The organism is Rhizobium sp. NXC24 (assembly GCF_002944315.1).
Taxonomy (GTDB): Bacteria; Pseudomonadota; Alphaproteobacteria; order Rhizobiales; family Rhizobiaceae; genus Rhizobium.
This window is the reverse complement of record NZ_CP024311.1, coordinates 316,612-332,511: the sequence shown is the minus strand read 5'-3', so window position 1 is coordinate 332,511 and position 15,900 is coordinate 316,612. Positions and strand designations below refer to the sequence as shown.

Below are 15,900 nucleotides of genomic sequence, written 5' to 3'. Positions count from 1 at the left end.
CAGCCATTCTCACGCAACATCGGCACCGGCGCCCCCTCGCCGGTGCCGATGAACAGGTGACACATCTATTCGATGACGAACTGAACGCGATCCTCAGCAGCCATCGTCATGAGGATGAAACAGACGCTCTGTAAAGGTCTGTACTGCGAAACAAGGTATCGACCTTCTACAAAATAAGCTTTTGATTTTTCTCTGCTTATCCGTGCCGAATGACATCTTCGCACGCGCAGTCCATTGCGAACTGGATGATTGGCATTCCCATCGAGCGTTCTGTCGAAAGCCTTGAAAAGCGTAGACTAAAGTACCAATTTTTGATCGAAGGCTTCACATCAAATAGATCGTTATGGTCGAAATCCCGCTTTTAGATCTCGACGCTCGGTTGACAAATTAGCCCGAAGTTTGAAGAGTGCGGCCAATCGAAACGGACAGCGTTGGGGGGACTTATGTCTAAGCGCGCGTTTATCGGACTTTCCGCTTTTCTTCTCGCCACCTTCGCTGCCTTGACGCCGGCGAGCGCCGCCGATACGAAGCGCCAGGTGGTCACCACACAGGATGGGGACTATTTCGGCTTCGATCTGCGCACCGAACAGAATGTCACGCTGGACCAGTGCTCGACATCCTGCATCGGCGACAAATCCTGCAAGGCCTTCACCTATAATCCCAAGGTGAAATGGTGCTTCCTGAAGTCCGATTTCAACCAGCTCAACAGTTTCCCCGGCGCTGTCGCCGGCAAGATCGTCGAAACGGCTGCCGCCAACGAGCCGGATATCGGCGCCGCACCCGCCCTCCCCTTCCTTTCCGACAATTTCGTACAGAGCGCGCGCGATGCGAAGAGCAGGCTCACGCTCGCCAATGAGTTGAAGGGACAAGGCGTCGAAAGCCTGACGGCGCTCGGCCGCATCGAGCTGACCTCCGGCAACGTCAACAATGCCTTGAACGCCTTCCAGGGCGCGCTGTCGCTTGCGCCTGACAATGGCGCGCTCTGGGTCGAGATGGCACGGGCCGCCAACACGATAACGAACGATACAACCGTCGCCACCCAGGCGGCTTACGCTGCTCTCAACGGCTATCAGCTTTCCCGCACGACGCGCAGCCGCGCCGACGCACTCGCCGTGCTCGCTACCTCGCTGCAGAATGCACAGAATTATCGCCAGGCGCTCAGCGCCTATAAGGCAAGCCTCGCTCTGGCCGGCTCCCCGACGATCCAGGCCGCCTATGACGATCTCAAAGCCCGGCAGGGCTTCCGTGTCACCGGCAACACGCTGGACAACGACAACGCCTCGCCCCGCGCCTGCCTGCAATTCTCCGAAAAACTGGTGAAGAGCGGCGTCGACTACACGCCCTTCGTGACCGTCAACGGCGCCGCCCCCAAGGGCGTCGACGCCAAGGACAACCAGATCTGCGTCGAAGGCCTCGAATTCGGCCAGCACTACAAGATTTCGCTGCGCCGCGGCCTGCCCTCCTCTGTCGATGAGAACCTTGCCGCCCAGGTGGACATCGATGTCTATGTCAAGGACCGCACCGCCTCGATCCGCTTCACCGGCGACAATTTCGTGCTGCCGTCGACGGCGCGTCGCGGCATTCCCTTGGTTTCGGTCAACACCACCACGGCCAATCTGAAGCTCTACCGCATCGGCGACCGCAACATTGCCCAGTTGCTCAGCAATTCGCAGTTCCTGACGCAGATGGACAGCTATAGCGCCCAGACCATCCAGGACACCAGCGGCGAACTGGTCTGGCAGGGTTCAATCGATATCCAGCAGGACCTCAACAAGGACGTCGTCACAAGTTTCCCGGTCGACGAGGCGCTGCCCAAGCGCAAGCCGGGCGTCTATGTCCTGACCGCCGTCACACCGAACGGCGGCCAGGAGTGGGATCCGCAGGCTACGCAATGGTTCGTCGTCTCCGACATCGGTGTCACGACCTATGCCGGCACCGACGGCTTGAACGTCTTCACCCGCTCGCTTGGCAGCGCCAAGCCGATCGCTGGCGTCGAACTGCAACTGCTCGCCAAGAACAATGAAATCCTTGGCACTGCGAAGACCGATGCGAACGGCCGCGCCACCTTCAGCGCCGGCCTGATGCGCGGCACGGCAGGCATGACCCCGGCCGTCATCACGGCGCAGAACGGCGACCAGGATTACGTCTTCCTTGACATGACCCGTGCGGGCTTCGATCTCTCCGACCGCGGCGTCACCGGCCGCACGGCACCGGGCGCGATCGATCTGCTCACCTGGACCGAACGCGGCATCTACCGCGCCGGCGAGACGGTGCATGCCTCCGCTCTTGCCCGCGACGTCAGCTCGATGGCGGTCGAGAACCTGCCGCTCACCTTCGTCTTCCTGCGCCCCGACGGCGTCGAGGACCGCCGCATCGTCACCGACGGCGGCAAGCTCGGCGGCTACAATGTCGACCTGCCGCTACAGCAGACCTCGATGCGCGGCACCTGGACAATGAACATCTATACCGACCCGAAGGGCACCTCCATCGGCTCACAGACCTTCCTCGTCGACGATTTCGTGCCGGATCGCATCGAATTCGACATGAAGAGCGACGCGAAGGCGATCGAAGTCGGCCAACCCACACCGGTCAATATCGAAGGGCGCTACCTCTACGGCGCGCCGGCCGCGGGTTTAAGCCTCGAAGGCGAAGTGACGCTGAAGCCGACCCGCGAGAGCGCCGACTATAAGGGCTATGAATTCGGCCTCGCCGACGAGGGCGCCGGGCAGGACAACAGCGATAGCGACAGCAGCAGCGACAACAAGGCCGAAAGCTCGCAAATGCCGCTGGAAGACCTGCAGGCGCTGGACGAAGACGGCAAGACGACCTTCGACGTCACCATAGCCGACACGCCTTCGACCACGCAGCTCCTCAATGCCAACATCACCGTGCGCATGCAGGAGGCCGGCGGCCGGGCCGTCGAGCGCTCCCTGACGCTGCCGGTCAAGGCGGATGGGCCGCGGATCGGCATCAAGCCGGAATTCGACGGCGATCTCGGCGAAAATTCCATCGGCAACTTCCATGTCATCGCCGTCGACCAGAACGGCCAGAAGCAGGCCATGCAGGGCCTGACCTGGAAGCTGCTCAGTGTCGAACGCGACTACCAATGGTATCGCGACGGCAGTAGCTGGAAATACGAGCCCGTGATGTCGACCAAGCAGGTCGCCACCGGCACGGTCAACGCCACAACGGACGGCGCTAGAATCTCGGTGCCGGTGACCTGGGGCCGCTACCGGCTGGAAGTAGAGACGGCCGATCCGAACGGGCCGGAATCCAGCGTCCAATTCAACGCCGGCTGGTATGTCGCTTCCGCCTCGACGCAAACGCCGGACGCACTGGAAATTGCGCTCGACAAGGACAGCTACCATGTCGGCGATACTGCCAAGCTGAAGGTGACCTCGCGTTACGCCGGCCAGTTGATGGTGACGGCCGGGTCCGAAACGCTGATCTCGGTGACCAATGCCGATATCGGCGCCACCGGCGGCGAAGTCGACATCCCCGTCACCGCCGATTGGGGCGCCGGCACCTATGTAACCGCCACCCTCTTCCGCCCCGGCGATGCCCAGGAAAGCCGCATGCCAATGCGCGCAATCGGCATCAAATGGGCGATCGTCGATCCCGGCGAACGCAAGCTGCAGGTCAAGCTCGATGCGCCACAGAAGACCCTGCCCCGTCAGCCGCTGACTATCGGCGTGCAGGTGGCGGGCGCGGGCGCCAACGAGGATGCCTATGTCACGGTTGCCGCCGTCGATGTCGGCATTCTCAACCTCACGCGCTACCAGCCGCCAGCCCCGGACGAATGGTATTACGGCCAGCGCCAGCTCGGCCTCGAAATCCGCGACCTCTACGGCCGCCTGATCGACGGCTCGCTCGGCGCCACCGGGCGGTTGCGCACCGGTGGCGATGGCGGACAGGCGGCCTTGCAGGCCAGCCCGCCGACGGAAAAGCTGATCGCCTTCTTCTCCGGCCCGATCAAGCTCGATGCCAGTGGCAAGGCCAATGTCAGCTTCGACATTCCGCAGTTCAACGGCACGGCACGCCTGATGGCCGTCGCCTGGTCGAAGGCCGGGATCGGCCATGCGACGCAGGATGTGATCATCCGCGACCCCGTCGTCGTCACCGCTAGCCTGCCGAAATTCCTCGCTCCGGGGGATAAGGCCAATCTCCGGCTCGATATCGCCAATACTGACGCGCCCGCCGGCGACTACAGGCTGGCAGTGACGGGCAACTCGGCCGTGACCGTGGATGCAAGCGCTGCGCAGCAGACGATCAACCTACAGACCGGCGGTAAATACAACATCACGCTGCCGCTGACCGGCGGACAGCCCGGCGACGGTACGGTTTCGATCAAGCTGTCGAATGCTTCCGGCATGTCGCTCGATCAATCGGTCGATATTCCAGTTCGCCCGGCGCAGCTACCAGTCACCGAACGGCGCGTCATCGCGCTTGCCCCCGGCAAGAGCCTGACAGTCAATGCCGACCTTTTGGCCGATAGCGTGCTGCCGGGCGCTTCCGTCAGCCTCAATGTCAGCCGCTCCAGCGCCTTCGACGTGCCCGCTTTGCTGATGAGCCTCAGCCGCTATCCTTATGGCTGCGCCGAGCAGACAGCCAGCAGCGCGATGCCGCTGCTCTATTTCAGCGATATGGCGATCAAGAACGGTCTTGCCGACGACGCTGAAATCCACAAGCGCGTTCAGGACGCAATCTATCGCGAAATGTCCTATCAGTCGTCGACGGGCAGCTTCGGCCTCTGGGCTCCGGGCTCCGGCGATCTCTGGCTCGACGCCTATGTCACAGACTTCCTGACCCGCGCCCGCGAGCAGAAATACACCGTGCCGGATCAGGCCATGGTGCAAGCACTGGAAAACCTGCAGAACTCCTTGAGCATCAACACCAACGTCAAGGACCAGGGCAACGAGATCGCCTATGCGCTCTACGTGCTCGCCCGCAACAAGAAGGCTTCGATCAGCGATCTGCGCTACTACGCCGACGCCATGCTGAACGACTTCCCGACGCCACTCTCCAAGGCACATCTGGCGGCCGCTCTCGCGCTCTATGGCGATGCCCAGCGCTCACGCAACATCTTCGTCGATGCGCTGCAGATGTCGCAAAAGGCGGCGGTGACCAAGGTCAGCTTCGCTCGTTCCGACTACGGTTCGTCGCTGCGCGACGGCGCGGCCGTGCTGGCACTTGCTGCCGAAAGCCGCCCTGTGCCCCCGATCATTCCAGATCTGGCGTCGGTCGTTGCCAAGGAATGGCAGACCAAGACCTATACCAGCACCCAGGAACAAACCTGGATGCTGCTCGCTGCCCGCGCCCTGCAGAACGGCGATGACGGCCTGACGCTGGATGTCAACGGCGCTGCCCATAGCGGCGCTTACATGGCCCAAATGACCGGCGACGCCCTGATGGGACATCCGCTGACCGTCACCAACACCACACGCCAGCCCTTATCGGCCGCGGTGACTACGGTCGCCGCTCCGGTCGCACCACTGCCGGCCGGCGGCAACGGCTTCAAGATCGAGCGCAAGTACTACACGCTCGATGGCGAGGAGGCTAATGTCAGCCAAGCGCAGCAGAACGAGCGTTACGTCGTGGTGCTGCATGTTACCGAGGACAATGACTGGCCGCAGCGCCTTCTCGTAACCGATCTCCTGCCCGCCGGCTTCGAGATCGACAATCCGAGCATCGTCAACAGCGCCCAGCTTTCGAACTTCGACTGGCTCAGCGATATCCAGCCGGCCCATGTCGAATTCCGCAACGACCGCTTCGTCGCCGCTTTCGACCAGAGCACCGGCGCCGATCGTGATCTGACCTTCGCCTATGTCGTCCGTGCCGTTACCCCCGGCACCTACGATCATCCGGCCGCGAGCGTCGAGGACATGTATCGTCCGCAATTCTCGGCCCGCACGGCGATGGGCCGCATGGAGGTGCTGGCAGCACAGCAGTAAGAGCAGGCGATGAAGACACGATGGAAAATTGCGATCGGTGTCGGGGTGAGCGCCCTCTCGGTGGCGGCGCTTGTCCTTGGCCTCGAGGCCGGCGATCGCGCCTTTCCGCCTCCGCTCGACAAGGCCGGCATCGTCTCGGCAGAGGTGCTCGACGTCAATGGCGAGTTGCTCCGAGCCTTCGCCACGCCGGAGGGGCGCTGGCGGCTGAAGACCGATGTCGCCGATGTCGATCCGCAATTCCTGCGCATGCTGGTCGCCTACGAGGACCGGCGGTTCTACGACCATCACGGCGTCGACCCGATGGCGCTCGGCCGGGCACTTGTGCAGCTCGTTAGCCATGGCCGCATCGTCTCGGGCGGCTCGACACTATCGATGCAGGTGGCGCGGCTGATCGAGCCGCGCAATGAGCGGTCGGTGACGGCAAAGCTGCTGCAGATCGTCCGCGCCATCCAGATCGAGCGGCGGCTCAGCAAGGAGCAAATCCTCGATCTCTATCTGACGCATGCGCCCTATGGCGGCAATCTGGAGGGTGTGCGTGCGGCAAGCCTTGCCTATTTCGGCAAGGAGCCGCGGCATTTGACCGTCGCACAGACGGCCTTGCTGGTCGCTCTGCCGCAATTACCGGAAAAGCGCCGGCCGGACCGCAATCTCGCAAGCGCCGAGGCAGCCCGCCGCCGCGTGCTCGATCGCGCTGCCGTTGCGGCTGCCGTCGGCGAGGGTGAAGCTGAGCGGGCAGCGCTCGTCCCGGTCCCCGCGAAGCGACGGCAATTGCCGGCCTATGCCGCGCATCTCGCGGAGGCCGCGCTACGCAAGCAACCCGGCGTCATCCGGCACCGAACGACGCTGCGCCGGGATATTCAGCAAGGCCTTGAAATCGTCGCCGATGAAGCATCGAAGCGGTTGGGACCGAAGGTCTCTGTCGCCATGGTGATGGCGGATGCACATACCGGCGACATCGTCGGTGAGGTCGGCTCGGCCAATTATTTCGATTCCAGCCGCTCCGGCTGGATCGACATGACTCGTGTCCTGCGCTCGCCCGGCTCGACGCTGAAACCCTTCATCTACGGCCTTGCCTTCGAAGAAGGATACGTCGCCCAGGAAACGATCATCGAGGACCGTCCTGCGGATTTCTACGGTTATCGCCCGCGCAATTTCGACATGACCTACCAGGGCGATGTCAGCGTGCGCGAGGCGTTGCAACTGTCGCTCAATGTGCCGGCCGTGCGTCTGCTCGACGCCGTCGGGCCGACGCGGCTGCTGGTGCGTTTCCGCCGCGCCGAGGTGAAGCCGGTATTGCCGCCCAACGAAGCGCCGGGCCTCGCCATCGGCCTCGGCGGCGTCGGCATCACGCTCAAGGATCTGGTGCAGCTCTATGCAGGCCTTGCCAACCGCGGCAAACCGATGCGGATCGGCGACGGCATTCAGGATCAACCCGGGCCGATCGAAAGCGAGCCGCTGATGGAGCCGGTCGCAGCCTGGAACATCACCGACATTCTCTCCGATATCATTGCACCGGCCGGCAGCAAGCAGCTCGGCATCGCCTATAAGACCGGCACCAGCTATGGCAACCGCGACGCGTGGTCCGTCGGCTACGATGGTGCGCATGTGCTCGGCGTCTGGGTCGGCCGGCCGGACAATGGCGCGGTGCCGGGCCTGGCGGGCTATGTCTCAGCCGCCCCCATCCTCTTCGAAGGCTTCGCCAAATCCGGCGTCGCCATCGCGCCGTTTCCGCCGGCGCCCATGGGCGCGGTGCGCATTTCCGCCACCGAACTGCCGATCAGCCAGCGGCGTTTTTCGGTGACGGCCGCCGGCTTGCTGTCAGCCTCGACCCGCGAGCCGGCGCCACAGATCGTCTATCCGCCAGAGGGGGCGCGCGTCGATCTTGGCGCGAGCAGCGGCGCCAACCCACCGATGCCGCTGGCATTGAAGCTGCAGGGCGGCCGCGCGCCGTTCCGCTGGCTCGCCAACGGCAAGCCGCTGCCCGATCTCTCTCGCCGCCGCACCAATCAATGGATTCCGGATGGCGCCGGCTATTCGACGCTGACCGTCATCGATGCCGCCGGCCGGGCCGCCAGCGTACGGATTTTCGTAGAATAAGACCGGTCAAATCCTCGCGATCACGCCGCCGTTTTTGCCAGTTGGGGCGTTTATGCTATATTAACAGGCACTCAAACGAGGAATAGCGAGATGTCAGAAGAGCAAGCAATCCGTGCGGTTGTTCACCTCTATGTCGATGGCATGGCATTCGCGAACGAGCCGGCATTGCGCAAGGCGCTCCATCCACGAGTAGCGATCATAGGCAATTATCAGGGTGCGGTGGAATGGATGACGCGCGACGAATTCATCAGCGCCATCGTTGAAGAAGGCAGCGCACCGCCCGACACTGTGCCGCTGATGGAGATCGAGCTGATCGATATCGAAGGTGATGCCGCAAGCGTCAAAGTCGTCGACGAATTCGCCGGCATGCGCTTTTCCGACTATCTGTCACTGCTGAAGATCGACGGACGGTGGACCATCGTCAACAAGGTCTACCATTTGCATCGGTAGGTCTTTCCCCTTCTCCCAGGCGGGGAGAAGGGAAACCTTGTCACCCCCGAAGCACGCCACCCGTCGTTTTCGTCACGTTGGCGACGATCTTCTGGGTCAGCGCCTCGAAATCCTCGTCGGTCAGCGTGCGCTCGGCCGGCTGGATCTGCACCTCGATGGCGATCGACTTCTTGCCGTCGCCGAGCGATGCGCCCTCGAAAATATCGAAGACATTGACGCCGGTGATCAGCTTGCGGTCGGCGCCCGTGGCGGCGCGGATGACGGCGCCGGCTTCCACAGTCTTGTCGACCACGAAGGCGTAGTCGCGCTTGACTGCCTGGAACGGCGAAAGCTCCAGCGCCGGCTTGGTGCGCGTCGTCTTCTTCTTTGGCTCCGGCATGGCGTCGATATAGACCTCGAAGCCGGCAAGCGCGCCGGTGACATCGAGCGCTTCCAGCGTCTTCGGATGGAATTCGCCGAAATAGCCGAGCACGACTTTCGGACCCATCTTGATGGTGCCGGAGCGGCCCGGATGATACCAGGCGGGGCCACCCTGCTCGATCTGGATATTGCCCATCGGCAGGCCGCAGGCTTCGATCACGGCCAGTGCGTCGGCCTTGGCGTCGAAGACATCGACCGGCTTGCCGCCGCCCTTGGCGGCGTTCGACCACATGCGGCCGGCGCCCGTCAACGTCGCAGTACCACGGCGGATGCCGCCGGCGACGCGGCGTTGGCCTTCGGGCCTGTCGTTTTCATAGGTGCCGGAGACTTCGAAGATCGCGACGTCGCCATAGCCCTTGTCGGCGTTGCGCTGCGCAGCCGACAGCAGGCCCGGCAGGAGCGAGGGACGCATGTCGGACATGTCGGCGGCGATCGGATTGGCAAGCTTCAGCGCATTGGAGCCGCCGCCGAAGAGCTTGGCCTGATCTTCGGAGATGAAGGACCAGGTGACGGCTTCCAGCATGCCGCGGGAGGCAAGCGCGCGCTTGGCGGTGCGCGTACGGATCTGCAGCGTTGTCAGGATCTTGCCGTTGACGGCGTTGTGGCTTGCGAGCGGCTGCGGCTTGATATTGTCGACACCATGGATGCGCATGATCTCTTCGACGAGATCGGCCTTGCCATCGACATCCGGCCGCCAAGAGGGAACTGCGACGGAGACCCGCTCGCCCGAGCCGGAGACCGAAAAGCCGAGCTTCGTCAGGATTGACCTGCCCTCTTCCACCGAGACGTCAAGGCCAGTCAGACGCTTGACCTCGGAGAAGGGGAAATCGACGATCTTGGCGTCGTAGCCCTTATAGCCTTCGACCTTGGCCTTGGCGGCGGTACCGCCGCAGCAGGCGAGCACCAGCTCGGTCGTGCGTTCCAGGCCGGGAGCCATATATTCCGGATCGACGCCGCGCTCGAAACGATAGCGGGCATCGGTGATGATGCCGAGGCTGCGGCCGGTCTTGGCGATGTTCATCGGGTCCCAAAGCGCCGATTCGATCAGCACGTCGACGGTGTTCTCATCGCAGCCGGAATGCTCGCCGCCCATGATGCCGCCGATCGACTCGACGCCATCATCATCGGAGATGACAACATTGTTGGGATTGAGCTTGTATTCGCGCTCATCCAGCGCCAGCAAGGTCTCGCCATCCCGGGCACGGCGCACGACCAGATTGCCCTTGACCTTGGCGGCGTCGAAGACGTGCATCGGCCGGCCCTGATCGAAGGTCATGTAGTTGGTGATGTCGACCAGCGCGCTGATCGGGCGCAGCCCGATCGCCAGCAGCCGCTGCTGCATCCATTTCGGGCTCGGGCCGTTCTTGACGCCGCGTACGAGGCGGAGCGCGAAGCCTGGGCAGAGGGCGGCATCATCGAGCTCGATCTTCAAGTCCACCGGCGTATCGCCGTCGACGGCGAAGGTCGGCGTCAGGCGCGGCTTCAGCGTGCCGAGGCCGGAAGCGGCGAGGTCGCGAGCGATGCCGTAGACGCCGGTGCAGTCGGGACGGTTCGGCGTCAGGTTGATCTCGATCATCGGATCGTCGAGGCCGGCATAGGCGGCAAAGCTGGTGCCGACGGGCGCATCTTCCGGCAGATCGATGATGCCGTCATGGCTGTCGGAGATTTCCAGCTCCTTTTCCGAGCACATCATGCCGTGACTTTCGACGCCACGGATATTGCCGACCGTCAGGATTACATCGATACCAGGAACATAGGTGCCGGCAGCCGCGAAGGCGCCAACGAGGCCGGCGCGGGCATTCGGCGCGCCGCAGACGACCTGGACCGGCTTGCCAGAGCCGTTGTCGACCATCAGCACCTTCAACCGGTCGGCCTGCGGATGCTTTTCGGCGGAAAGGACCTTGGCGATGACGAAGGGCTTGAATGCCGCCTTGTCGTCGACGTCTTCCACTTCCAACCCGATCATCGTCAGGCGGGCGCAGATCTCGTCGAGCGTGGCGTCCGTTTCCAGGTGCTCTTTCAGCCAGGAGAGTGTGAATTTCATGTGCTTTATCCCTTCCTTACACGCTCAAACCGCCGAACAGTGTCGGCATGTCGAGCGGGCGGAAGCCATAGTGGTTCATCCAGCGGACGTCGGCGTTGAAGAAGTCGCGCAGGTCGGGCATGCCGTATTTCAGCATGGCGATGCGGTCGAGGCCCATGCCCCAGGCAAAGCCCTGATATTCATCCGGATCGAGACCGCCATAGCGCAGCACGTTCGGGTGAACCATGCCGCAGCCGAGGATTTCCATCCAGTCGGTGCCTTCGCCGAACTTGACGATCGGGCCGGAGCGATCGCACTGGATATCGACCTCGAACGAGGGTTCCGTGAACGGGAAGAAGGAGGGGCGGAAGCGCATCGTCACATTGTCGACCTCGAAGAAGGTCTTGCAGAATTCTTCCAGCACCCAGCGGATATTGGCGACATTCGCCGTCTTGTCGATGACGAGGCCTTCCACCTGATGGAACATCGGCGAATGCGTGGCGTCGCTATCCTGGCGATAGGTCTTGCCGGGAATGATGATGCGGATCGGCGGCTTCCGCGTCTCCATGGTGCGCACCTGCACCGGCGAAGTGTGCGTGCGCAGCACCTTGCGCTCACCCTTCTCGTCCGGCTGGAAGAAGAAGGTATCGTGCATCTCGCGGGCCGGGTGCCCTTCGGGGAAGTTCAGCGCCGTGAAGTTATAATAATCGGTCTCGACGTCGGGACCTTCGGCGATCGAAAAGCCCATGTCGCCGAAGATGGCGGTGATCTCGTCGACGATCTGGCTGATCGGATGAATGCGGCCGCGTTCCGCAGGCGAAGAACGCACGGGCAGGCTGACGTCCAGCGTCTCCGCCTTCAGCTTGGCCTCGATCGCGGCATCGCGCAGCGCACCCTTTCGGGCGTTGATGGCGTCGGTCACCGAATTCTTCAGCGCATTGATCGCCGCGCCCCGCGTCTGCCGCTCTTCCGGCGACATCGAGCCCAGCGTCTTCAACAGTTCTGAAACCGAGCCCTTCTTGCCGAGAGCGGAGACCCTGACGGCTTCGATCGCCTGCTCGTCCGTGGCAGCGGCCACATCGGCCATGAGTTGGGTTTCAAGAGTATCGAGTTCCGTCATCTTGTCCTGCCTTGCGGAGGGCGGGCTCACCGCGCCGCTCATTCCGCAGAATAATTGGTGAACACATACATCGGATAGCTGGTGGCAACGATGAAGCGCTGCAGATCACTACCCATGTGCACGCGGCCAATCAACGGGCAAATGACAAAAACCCGCCAAGAAAACGGGTCATGTGCCGAAGTTCGGCCACAGCCGGCGGCGGCGCGCGCTTTGATCAGGCCAAATGGGCTCGATCATGCGTGCTGCAAACACAAAACCCGCGCCGGTTTTGCCAGCGCGGGTTTGCAATGAATACACGAAATACGTGCGAAGCGGTGTTAGTTCACAGCAGCTTCGAATTCGTTCTTCGTGCCGGCGTCCTTGAGATATTCCAGCGCCTTCTTGGAGGCGGCGACGAGCGCGCCGAAAGCTTCCGGCTCATGGATCGCCATGTCGGAGAGAACCTTGCGGTCGACTTCGATGCCAGCCTTGTTCAGACCGTCGATGAAGCGGCCGTAGGTCAGGCCGAATTCGCGGACGGCAGCGTTGATGCGCTGGATCCAGAGGGCGCGGAAGTTGCGCTTGTTGATCTTACGGTCGCGGTAAGCGTACTGCTTGGAGCGGTCGACGGCGGCCTTGGCGGTACGGATGGTGTTCTTGCGGCGGCCGTAGAAGCCCTTGGCTGCCTTCAGAACCTTCTTGTGCTTGGCGTGGGCGGTAACGCCTCTTTTTACGCGTGCCATTTCATGATCTCCTTAGTCTATAGCGTTACGAATAGTCTCAGAGACCGTTCGGCAAGTAGTTCTTGACAACCTTACGGCCATCCGGCTCTGCGAGAACCATGGTGCCGCGGGCGTCGCGAATGAACTTGTTGGTACGCTTGATCATGCCGTGGCGCTTGCCAGCAGCGGCTGCCTTGACCTTGCCGGACGCGGTGATCTTGAACCGCTTCTTGGCAGAGGACTTCGTCTTCATCTTGGGCATTTTGCTACTCCTTCGATGCTTCCTGGCGCGCTTTGTAAAAAGCCTCCCCACAGATCCGGCTGGGCCGGGGCTGCGACAAGGTGCCGGAGCGTTTGTTGTTGAACGGCGGATACGGTGACGAACCGCTCCGCCAGCATTCTGAACTGCCACGGCATGCCCTGCCGGTCAGTTCGGACGCGCGCTTATAACCGCAGTCGCCTGTAAGTGCAACGGGCACGGCGGGGATTCTTTTACGGATCGATGACAGGCATCAACCCGGAGCACAAAAGGAAAAAGCCGCCCAACAGGACGGCTCCGGCCTCTTACGTCTGCTCGCGCCTCACTTTGGCGCAAGCACCATCATCATCTGGCGACCTTCGAGCTTGGGCTCGGCTTCGACCTTGGCGATCTCGAGCGTATCTTCCTTGACCTGCTGGAGAAGCTTCATGCCGAGTTCCTGGTGGGCCATTTCACGGCCGCGGAACTTCAAGGTCACCTTCACCTTGTCGCCTTCTTCAAAGAAACGTTCGATCGCCTTCATCTTCACGTCGTAGTCATGCGTGTCGATGTTCGGGCGCATCTTGATTTCTTTGACTTCGACGACCTTCTGCTTCTTGCGCGCCTCGGCGGCCTTCTTCTGGTTGGCGTATTTCAGCTTGCCCAGATCGAGGATCTTGCACACAGGCGGTTCAGCGTTGGGGGAAATCTCCACCAGATCGAGACCGGCCTCCTCTGCCATTCTCAATGCCTGGTCGGTTGGGACGATGCCCATATTCTGGCCGTCAGCCGCGATGAGCTGAACTTTGGGAATGCGGATTTCCCTGTTGGAACGTGGCCCGTCCTTCACGGGCGCATCGGTTTTAAAGGGTCTGCGAATGGTCGTACTCTCCACGAATTGTTTCGGATTGCTGCAGCCTCTCGCTCCCGTCGGCGCAACTGACGGAAATGTCGTAAAAGCTGCGGTGAAGTCAATAGCATGATGCCAGGAAAAAATCACCTCCCGTGTGCCAATACTGTGCGGCGCAGCCGTAAGATGCGCAAAGGACACAGCAACATCACAAAATAGCGCATGCGCTTCTTCAGAAATCGGGAGGATTTTTGCACTCGCGCGGGTGCGAATCTGCTCTATAAAGCACAAAATTCCGGGAGTTTTTAATGTCCGAAGCACTAGCCGACCTTGAACCGACCTTTATTTCCGTGGGCAGCGCCGACGACCAACGGCAGATCGCCGTGCAACTGCGCGCGGCCAGGAAAGGCGCAAAGGGCGCGACCTTCGTGTGGCTCTCCGGCTATCGCTCCGATATGAGCGGCACCAAGGCGCTGGAGCTCGACGCGCTTGCCGAACGGCTGGGCCTCGGCTGCATCCGCTTCGATTATTCGGGCCATGGCCAATCCGGCGGCGTCTTCACCGACGGCACGATTTCGCGCTGGTTGGAAGAGGCGCTCGCCGTCATCGACTACGCCAAGCCGAAGCGGATCGTCCTTGTCGGTTCGTCCATGGGCGGCTGGATCGCGCTGCGGCTCATCCAGGAACTGCGCAAGCGCAAGAAGACACCGGCCATCCAGGGCCTTGTGCTGATTGCTCCCGCCCCGGACTTCACTATCGATCTCATCGAGCCGAACCTTTCCGATGTCGAGCGGAGATCGCTTGCCGAACGCGGCTATTTCGAGGAGCCTTCAGAATATAGTCCCGAGCCGAATATCTTCACCCGCGCGCTCATCGAGGACGGCCGCGCCAACCGCGTCTTGACCGGCATCATCGAAACGGGCTGCCCGGTTCATATCCTACAGGGCATGCAGGACGAGGATGTGCCCTTTGCCCATTCGTTAAGATTGGTCGAACATTTGCCGGCCGACGATGTCGTGTTAACACTTGTGCGTGACGGCGATCATCGGCTGTCCCGACCGCAGGATATCGAGCGCATGTTGACCGCAGCGGAGACGCTGGCGCTCCATAATCATCCGTAAAAACATATAGATAGCTTTGTGAAAAACCCGCGGACGGCCCGCCGCGGGGTAGAACCCGCATGCCTTCCGGTAATCATAAGAGGCATTGAATTGTGGCGACTAGCCTCTTGATTGTGCTGAAATTAACCATAAAGGCTGGTTCCGCTGTTAACACTTAAGTAACGATTGACTTGGCGCGCCCCCTTACATTAACAATTTGTTAACAAATGCAGGGACGATACAAGGAAAGTGGGCGTGCGTATTAAGGGCGTATTCGTTGCCTTCGCAGCTATAGTTGCGATGTCGTCGTCGGCCATGCCGGCCCCCCAGAACACCGCATCGATGACCATCGGCGGTGTAACATCCCAGCCCATCGGGCACTATGAGTTTTGCGAGCGTCATGCCGACGAATGCGGCCCGACGCGCAATACCGGTCCTGTCGATATGAACGCCGCCACCTGGACGCTGGTCAATCAGGTCAACCTGCGCGTCAACAAGACCATCACGCCTGCCACCGACATGGAAGTCTACGGCCAGGAAGAATATTGGGAATATCCGAAGACGGCCGGTGACTGCGAAGATTTCGCGCTTCTGAAGCGCAAGCTTCTCATGCAGAAGGGTATTTCCGCCGCCAACCTTCTGATGACGGTCGTACGCAAACCCGATGGCGAAGGCCATGCCGTGCTGACGCTGCGCACCGATCAGGGCGACTACATTCTCGACAATCTCGATGACGAGGTGAAGGTCTGGTACCAGACCCCCTATTCCTATCTGAAGCGCCAGGCGAGCTACAATGCCGGCCGCTGGGTCACCATCGAAAATGGCAACGACGTCCTCGTCGGAGCCGTCAAGTAATCACCATAAGAACAGAACTCATACAAAAGGCCGGCACATCTGCCGGCCTTTTGTTTTTCCAAAAATCCTTAGAACGGTCTGATCTTCGTCCTACA

General features: G+C 61.6%; 10 protein-coding genes. 5 read left to right on the top strand and 5 right to left on the bottom strand.

The genetic code is table 11. The annotated features are described in order from the left end of the window. Window positions 1–443: 443 nt before the first annotated feature. From NXC24_RS01605 to NXC24_RS01595, 3 genes are all read left to right on the top strand, one after another. Window positions 444–5,951 carry an alpha-2-macroglobulin family protein gene (locus NXC24_RS01605; RefSeq protein ID WP_104821699.1) on the top strand — a complete coding sequence of 1,836 codons (5,508 nt, stop codon included), beginning with the start codon at window positions 444–446 and terminating at the stop codon, window positions 5,949–5,951. A gap of 9 nt (window positions 5,952–5,960) precedes the next feature. Beyond that, entirely contained in the window at window positions 5,961–8,048 is a 2,088-nt protein-coding gene (gene pbpC / locus NXC24_RS01600) for a penicillin-binding protein 1C (RefSeq protein ID WP_104821698.1), read from the top strand. Between the two features lie 90 nt (window positions 8,049–8,138). Then, window positions 8,139–8,498 carry a nuclear transport factor 2 family protein gene (locus NXC24_RS01595; RefSeq protein WP_104821697.1) on the top strand — a complete coding sequence of 120 codons (360 nt, stop codon included), beginning with the start codon at window positions 8,139–8,141 and terminating at the stop codon, window positions 8,496–8,498. Window positions 8,499–8,538: 40 nt separating this feature from the next. Here NXC24_RS01595 and pheT read toward each other — a convergent pair whose 3' ends face one another. The 5 genes from pheT to infC form a co-directional block, all read right to left on the bottom strand. Then, window positions 8,539–10,962 (bottom strand): phenylalanine--tRNA ligase subunit beta, encoded by a 2,424-nt coding sequence (gene pheT, locus NXC24_RS01590; RefSeq protein ID WP_104821696.1) that lies wholly within the window; start codon window positions 10,960–10,962, stop codon window positions 8,539–8,541. A gap of 16 nt (window positions 10,963–10,978) precedes the next feature. Continuing rightward, window positions 10,979–12,061, bottom strand: a complete 1,083-nt coding sequence (gene pheS / locus NXC24_RS01585) for a phenylalanine--tRNA ligase subunit alpha (protein ID WP_104824954.1) — start codon at window positions 12,059–12,061, stop codon at window positions 10,979–10,981. A gap of 317 nt (window positions 12,062–12,378) precedes the next feature. After that, the gene (gene rplT / locus NXC24_RS01580; RefSeq protein WP_104821695.1) at window positions 12,379–12,783 is read right to left on the bottom strand and encodes a 50S ribosomal protein L20; all 405 of its coding nucleotides are present in this window, start codon (window positions 12,781–12,783) and stop codon (window positions 12,379–12,381) included. Window positions 12,784–12,820: 37 nt separating this feature from the next. Next, window positions 12,821–13,024: a 50S ribosomal protein L35 gene (rpmI, locus tag NXC24_RS01575; RefSeq protein ID WP_028750884.1), complete on the bottom strand. Its 204-nt coding sequence runs from the start codon at window positions 13,022–13,024 to the stop codon at window positions 12,821–12,823. 319 nt (window positions 13,025–13,343) lie between these two features. Next, the gene (gene infC / locus NXC24_RS01570) at window positions 13,344–13,880 is read right to left on the bottom strand and encodes a translation initiation factor IF-3 (RefSeq protein WP_183868856.1); all 537 of its coding nucleotides are present in this window, start codon (window positions 13,878–13,880) and stop codon (window positions 13,344–13,346) included. A 278-nt stretch (window positions 13,881–14,158) separates the two neighbouring features. Here infC and NXC24_RS01565 point away from each other — a divergent pair, with 278 nt between their 5' ends. Then, window positions 14,159–14,971 carry an alpha/beta hydrolase gene (locus NXC24_RS01565; RefSeq protein WP_104821693.1) on the top strand — a complete coding sequence of 271 codons (813 nt, stop codon included), beginning with the start codon at window positions 14,159–14,161 and terminating at the stop codon, window positions 14,969–14,971. Window positions 14,972–15,205: 234 nt separating this feature from the next. Continuing rightward, window positions 15,206–15,805, top strand: coding sequence for a transglutaminase-like cysteine peptidase (locus tag NXC24_RS01560; RefSeq protein WP_104821692.1), 600 nt, complete (start codon window positions 15,206–15,208; stop codon window positions 15,803–15,805). Window positions 15,806–15,900: the final 95 nt, after the last annotated feature.